Source organism: Microcoleus sp. B3-D2, assembly GCF_036705345.1.
Lineage (GTDB): Bacteria > Cyanobacteriota > Cyanobacteriia > Cyanobacteriales > Microcoleaceae > Microcoleus.
Window position 1 is genome coordinate 1 of record NZ_JAUBUG010000144.1, and the last position, 5,153, is coordinate 5,153.

Annotated in this window: 8 protein-coding genes and 2 pseudogenes; 6 read left to right on the forward strand and 4 right to left on the reverse strand. The window is 40.2% G+C overall.

Going from position 1 to position 5,153, the window contains the following annotated elements; genetic code table 11:
* Positions 1-116: 116 nt before the first annotated feature.
* Together QUB14_RS28030 and QUB14_RS28035 are read right to left on the reverse strand one after the other, a co-directional pair.
* Positions 117-356, reverse strand: coding sequence for an ISAzo13-like element transposase-related protein (locus QUB14_RS28030; RefSeq protein ID WP_333221438.1), 240 nt, complete (start codon positions 354-356; stop codon positions 117-119).
* Positions 357-382: 26 nt separating this feature from the next.
* Positions 383-541 (reverse strand): annotated as a pseudogene (locus QUB14_RS28035) (IS630 family transposase); the annotation flags it as partial.
* Between the two features lie 184 nt (positions 542-725).
* On the opposite strand from QUB14_RS28035, the gene QUB14_RS28040 reads away from it, so the two are divergent.
* From QUB14_RS28040 to QUB14_RS28050, 4 genes and pseudogenes are all read left to right on the forward strand, one after another.
* Complete coding sequence (locus QUB14_RS28040; protein ID WP_333297434.1) at positions 726-1,238, forward strand: winged helix-turn-helix domain-containing protein; 513 nt, start codon at positions 726-728, stop codon at positions 1,236-1,238.
* Between the two features lie 32 nt (positions 1,239-1,270).
* Positions 1,271-1,666, forward strand: coding sequence for a transposase (locus tag QUB14_RS28865; protein ID WP_445251886.1), 396 nt, complete (start codon positions 1,271-1,273; stop codon positions 1,664-1,666).
* On the forward strand, positions 1,663-2,154 hold the full coding sequence (locus tag QUB14_RS28045) for a helix-turn-helix domain-containing protein (RefSeq protein WP_333221434.1): 492 nt from the start codon (positions 1,663-1,665) through the stop codon (positions 2,152-2,154). Before QUB14_RS28865 ends, QUB14_RS28045 begins: the two co-directional genes overlap by 4 nt.
* A 26-nt stretch (positions 2,155-2,180) precedes the next feature.
* A pseudogene (locus tag QUB14_RS28050) lies at positions 2,181-2,582 on the forward strand (IS630 family transposase); the annotation flags it as partial.
* 19 nt (positions 2,583-2,601) lie between these two features.
* Here the strand turns inward: QUB14_RS28050 and QUB14_RS28055 are convergent.
* Positions 2,602-3,330, reverse strand: a complete 729-nt coding sequence (locus QUB14_RS28055; RefSeq protein ID WP_333221430.1) for an IS630 family transposase — start codon at positions 3,328-3,330, stop codon at positions 2,602-2,604.
* Positions 3,331-3,541: 211 nt separating this feature from the next.
* Between QUB14_RS28055 and QUB14_RS28060 the strand changes: the two genes are divergently transcribed.
* Together QUB14_RS28060 and QUB14_RS28065 are read left to right on the forward strand one after the other, a co-directional pair.
* On the forward strand, positions 3,542-3,817 hold the full coding sequence (locus tag QUB14_RS28060; RefSeq protein ID WP_333221428.1) for a hypothetical protein: 276 nt from the start codon (positions 3,542-3,544) through the stop codon (positions 3,815-3,817).
* Positions 3,814-3,978: a hypothetical protein gene (locus tag QUB14_RS28065; RefSeq protein ID WP_333221426.1), complete on the forward strand. Its 165-nt coding sequence runs from the start codon at positions 3,814-3,816 to the stop codon at positions 3,976-3,978. Before QUB14_RS28060 ends, QUB14_RS28065 begins: the two co-directional genes overlap by 4 nt.
* 628 nt (positions 3,979-4,606) lie before the next feature.
* Here QUB14_RS28065 and QUB14_RS28070 read toward each other — a convergent pair.
* Complete coding sequence (locus QUB14_RS28070) at positions 4,607-5,035, reverse strand: transposase (protein ID WP_333221424.1); 429 nt, start codon at positions 5,033-5,035, stop codon at positions 4,607-4,609.
* Positions 5,036-5,153: the final 118 nt, after the last annotated feature.

Genomic DNA, 5,153 nt, shown 5'->3' on the forward strand with positions numbered 1-5,153 from the left:
TTGAGTTACCTCAGTAGACGTATTCTCTATGTTTACTTATTTTAACATAGTTTGGTTTTTTCTCACCGACTTACTTACCCAATAACCTATTTAGGAATGAAAAATTAATAACTTGATTAATTCGTGAGTTGAGGTACCGCTCGATAATTCCATTTGGGTAAATATTCATCAAAAAGAATTTTCAGATTTTTTTTAAAATCATCAGTCACCTTTCGACCAATTTCATAGATTTTATCTACCACATTTACAACTACAGATAGACCCTTGTTAGTGTGAGTTTTTTCCATGAGACTTTTGACTAAATTTAGGCTTGTAAAAATCACTCCTTGACAGGCTCTGGTTATAAGCTGTTGCACATTTAAACTGTGATACAAGCATTACCCTAGTTTTTGATTTTACGCCCCCATTTAATTATTAATTGTCCTTCATTTAAGAGGATATGCAATAAATACTCTAGCTCTTCAATTGATTTAAATAGCCTATTGGCAATATATTCTTTTGTCGAATGCCATACTAATTCAATTAATACCAAATCCGGGTTAGTTACCCCCGTTATGATGGCAAGCGATCGAATGCTAGGGGCGCTCAATCGCCATCTATGTGTTTATGGCAAGCGATCGAATGCTGTGCGGGAGCTCGAATGCTGTGCGGGAGATCGACTTATGAAAACTGGTAGTAAAAAGAACTACAATCGTCTTTATGAGTTAATGGTTCAAACTTTCAAGATGACAAGAATTGCACACTTGGAACCTTACTTGAGCGTGACAGAACTTAAACATCGTTACCGTTCGGCAACCAACCCGATCGAAGCGCGTCGCTGGCAATTACTCTGGTTAATTGCGCTCTCAAAAACAATTAAAGAAGCAGCCGCAGTCCTGGGAATTAATTATGATTATGCTCCCTCGATAGTTAAAAGCTATAACCAGCATGGAGAGACAGCGATTCATCTCAAAAAACAGCCCCCAAAACAACGCCCTACCCATGCCTTACTCAACACTCTGCAATTGGAAGAACTGCGCTTAAGTTTAGCGGGGGAATCTCCTGATCGAGGTCTGTGGACTGGACCCAAGGTTGCATTATGGATTGCCCAAGAAATCGGGAGAGAACGAGTCGGGAAACAAAGAGGTTGGGAATATCTAAAAAAGTGTGGTTACTCACATCAAAGACCTCGACCCCGACATAAAAACGGAGATATAATTAAGCAAGAAAACTTAAAAAAAAACTGTCAAACCGAGTAAGGGAGCTGCAAAAAGACTTTCCTTCACATCAAATAGAGGTCGGGTCATTCGACGAACATAGAGTAGGACTCAAACCAATTCTCCGTAAAGTATGGGCCCCCATAGGAGAAAGACCATCGGCAGTTGTTTGTCATCGCTACGAATGGGTATATCTTTACGGATTTGTCAATCCTCCTACTGGAAAAACTGAATGGTTTATCATTCCCAGAGTCAACTGTGAATGGCTGAGTCTAGTCTTAGAAAATTTTGCGTTACAAACTGGAGCCGGACAATCTAAAACAATTTTGTTAGTGATGGACAGAGCCGGTTGGCATCGGAGCGAGCGACTGGTGATTCCATCAGGAATTTGTGTAGAATATTTGCCAGGTTATACCATTTCTCCAAAAAAATACTACAATAGCAATCCTAGGGTAAGGATGATTGTATGAAAGTAAATTACCAAGAAAGAATTGAGGACACTGTGACCGAATTAAAAATAATTATGTCACAGCAACGAGCTGTAACTAACAGACAAAAAGTTCAGGCACTTTATTTGTTAAAATCTGGTTTGATCCCGAGCATTACAGATGTAGCTGAACTTGTAGGAGTACATAGAATCATCGTACAAAGATGGTTCAAACAATATAGTGAGGGAGGTTTGTCATCATTATTAAAGCTGGGTCAATCGACGGGTAGACCGCGAGCAATCTCCTCAGAAATAATAGCCGGAATCTCGATAAAGATCAATGAAGAAGCCTGCGAATTTAAGAGCTATAAAGAAATTGCCAGATGGGTGGCAGAGAACTATCAAGTATCCGTCAAATATCAAACTTTACACAAGCAAATACGCTACCGAATGAAAGGCAAGTTAAAAGTTCCAAGGCGTTTGAGTAATAAAAAAGATCCAGGAGTCGCAAGCGAGTTTAAAAAAAACTAGAAAAATTCCTAAAAGTAGCGTGCTGGTTGGATTATGTCGGTCCAAATCCAGCAAAAAAGGGTCTCAAATATTGGTGTCAAGATGAAAATAGAATTGGCTTAAAAACGATTGAAAGGAAAAAAATCACAGCCTGTGGAGTTAAACCAATAGGTAAAGTTCAGTGGAATTTTAAAGCTTACTATTTATACGGGGCGGTTGCCCCTCAAACCGGAGAAAATTTCTGGTTGGAGTTTTCACATCTTGATGGTCAATGTTTTCAAATATTCCTAGATAACCAAGCAGCAGAATATCCGGAGCATTTAAATGTTGTGCAACTGGATAATGGTAAGTTTCATCATAGTAGCCAGCTCAAAATCCCCGATAATATTTTACTGGTTTTTCAACCACCTTACAGTCCCGAATTGAATCCAATCGAGAGAGTATGGCAATATACAGCACTTCCGGATGTTATGAGGTACAGTAGCAGCAATTAGTAAACCAGTTTTTGAGATGTTTGGGATTCATTAAGTCAAGAGCGACAGCAATTATGGTGTCAACCATTTTAGTAGTAGTTGGTGAAAACTGTCGCAACAAATATTTAAGCTGAGACCACCATAATTCAATCGGATTAAAATCAGGAGAGTAGGGGGACAAACACAAGATGGAAGCACCCACAGCTTCAATCATAGGCTTAATAGAAGCTAGTTTATGAGCGGGTAAATTATCCATAACTACTACTGCTCCCGACCACAATCGTGGGACTAAACATTTCTCGATAAATACTTCAAATGCTTTGCTATCCATCGAGTTATCTATTGTCATTAATGCCACTACTTCCTGAAGACTAATTGCACCAATTACTGTGACTTTTTCCCCTCGATAAAAAGGTTTGACTCCATAGGCTCTAGTTCCTCGTTCCGAGCGTGCATGAGTTCGTCTTAAACCTAGCAAGACTCCAGTCTCATCTAGAAAGAGTAGGTTTTTTGGCTCGATATCCTTGACTTTTTCCCAATACTCTAACCTTAACTTCATCACTCTTTTTGTCCCTGCTTGGCTACTCCTGACCGTTTTTTTTTTGCGATTTAATCCCAACTTCTGTAACGCGCTACACATTGCTGTTTTACCGACCCAATTTCCTGTTCTGTGGGCAAATAGCTCACACAACTCTAGTAAGGTTGCATCGGGATGTGCCGTCACTATTTCTCGCTATCTCTGTTTCGGCATTATTCAAATGACTATACCTCGGTTTACCTCTGGGTTTTGGCTGTACATTTCCCTCTATTTTTTGTTGTTTGACAAGCTTTTGAACTAAGCTTTTACTCACAGCAAATATTGCTGCTGTTGTTCGGATAGACAGCTTTTGCTCGCTTATGTGCTGCTACTATTCTTTTTCGCAAATCTATTGAATATGCTTTCATGGGGATATTATTTGTTAGTCGCTTATATTGTACCTCATAACATCCGGAAGTGCTGTATAAAACAAGAATTGAGTTGGGGACTGTATGACAACTTAGATGAAATCAAAGAAAAAGTTCGCAGTTTTATTAAAAAATTTTCAACTGAAACAATCGCATCGATCGCGGGATGGGATTATATTCTATCGGCAATAGGTACTGTAGCATGGCTTTGGAGAATTAATATTACTCGCCGGAAGTTCAGCCAGCAGAAAGGCTATGGTCTATGACTGATGAACCATTAGTCAATAAAAGTTTCGACAAGATACAAGATTTGGAAGTAGTTCTCGAAGAACGCTGTCAAATTTTATCGACAACTATGACGGAACCCATCAAAAATCTTACCCATTATTACTGGTGGCCAGAAAACAGCTTGCCCTCTGAAGGATAATCGCTAGTTAGGCGGCAAATTTATCTCAATAACGATCGACGAACGCTGTAAGCGTTCAGGGGGTATAAAGAAGACAAAAAACCACCCCCAAAATCAAAGAATAAAATTAGGCAGCCGTCAACAAGTCAGAATCATCAGAACAATTATTATTGGAGTTTAGACTAAGCACAAATTGACTCAGCTAACGCTGAGTGAAATTCTAGTGAATTTAGAAAGAGTTTTCTAAGGTTAAATTACGAATTTGGGAGAGTTTTGGAACCGACCTTTACCCTTTTTGACCACGGGATAGCGACATCTTTGAGCGCGCAGTTTACCGGATGACCATCCAGCCGATTTTCCTCGGGATTTGGGAGCAACAGCCGGACTCCCAATCCTAATTAAAAGTGGAAGCATTGATTGTGCAACCATTCCAGGTGTCAATTCAGGGAGAGGCTAATGCCTGCGGTAGACGAATTTCCCTGACTAAATCTTGAGGTAACCATAATTGCCAAGTTAGCAATGGCATCAAATCACTCCATCGTTCACATTGTTCTGGAGTGCTTAGCTTCGGAATTGTCCAATGCAATGTTTGTTTCGCTAAGCGATACCAGTGTTCGATGGCAAAACGACGTAGATATAGTTGCCAAATTTATGTAAGAGGTGGCATTTGAACACCAACCCAAACTAACGACAAAGGTTGAGTTTTTAATTGACCCGTTACAGTGTCTAAGCGTTCTACTAAAATCAGAGTCATCGGATGTTTGGGACTACCTCGGAAATGTAAGTTATCCCATGTTCTCAACCTGATTCGTCCGAGTTTCGGCTCAAGGGATTCCAGGGTTTGTTCTGGTTCCCACCAGCTTGAGGAGTCGTTAAGCTTAAACTGGTTTCCATGAATTTTTGGCCGTCCTCTACCACTATAGGCTGGGGGTGTTGACCATAAGCAACGATTGGAGCGAATACGCATTAGTTTATCAGCGGCGATCGCAGCAGTAGCTTTAACCAGAGGGGCGCACCCATACTCACTATCAAATAGGGCGATGGGTCTATTCTGAAGATATTCACAGACTTGTGCCAATTGTGAGCGCGCCTTTACCGATTGGGTTGTCCCAACTGGTAATACCAAATCCGGGTATCATACCCCCGTTATGAGGACAAAAAAACTACTCGCTTATGTTATTTTAAAAAACTTAAAG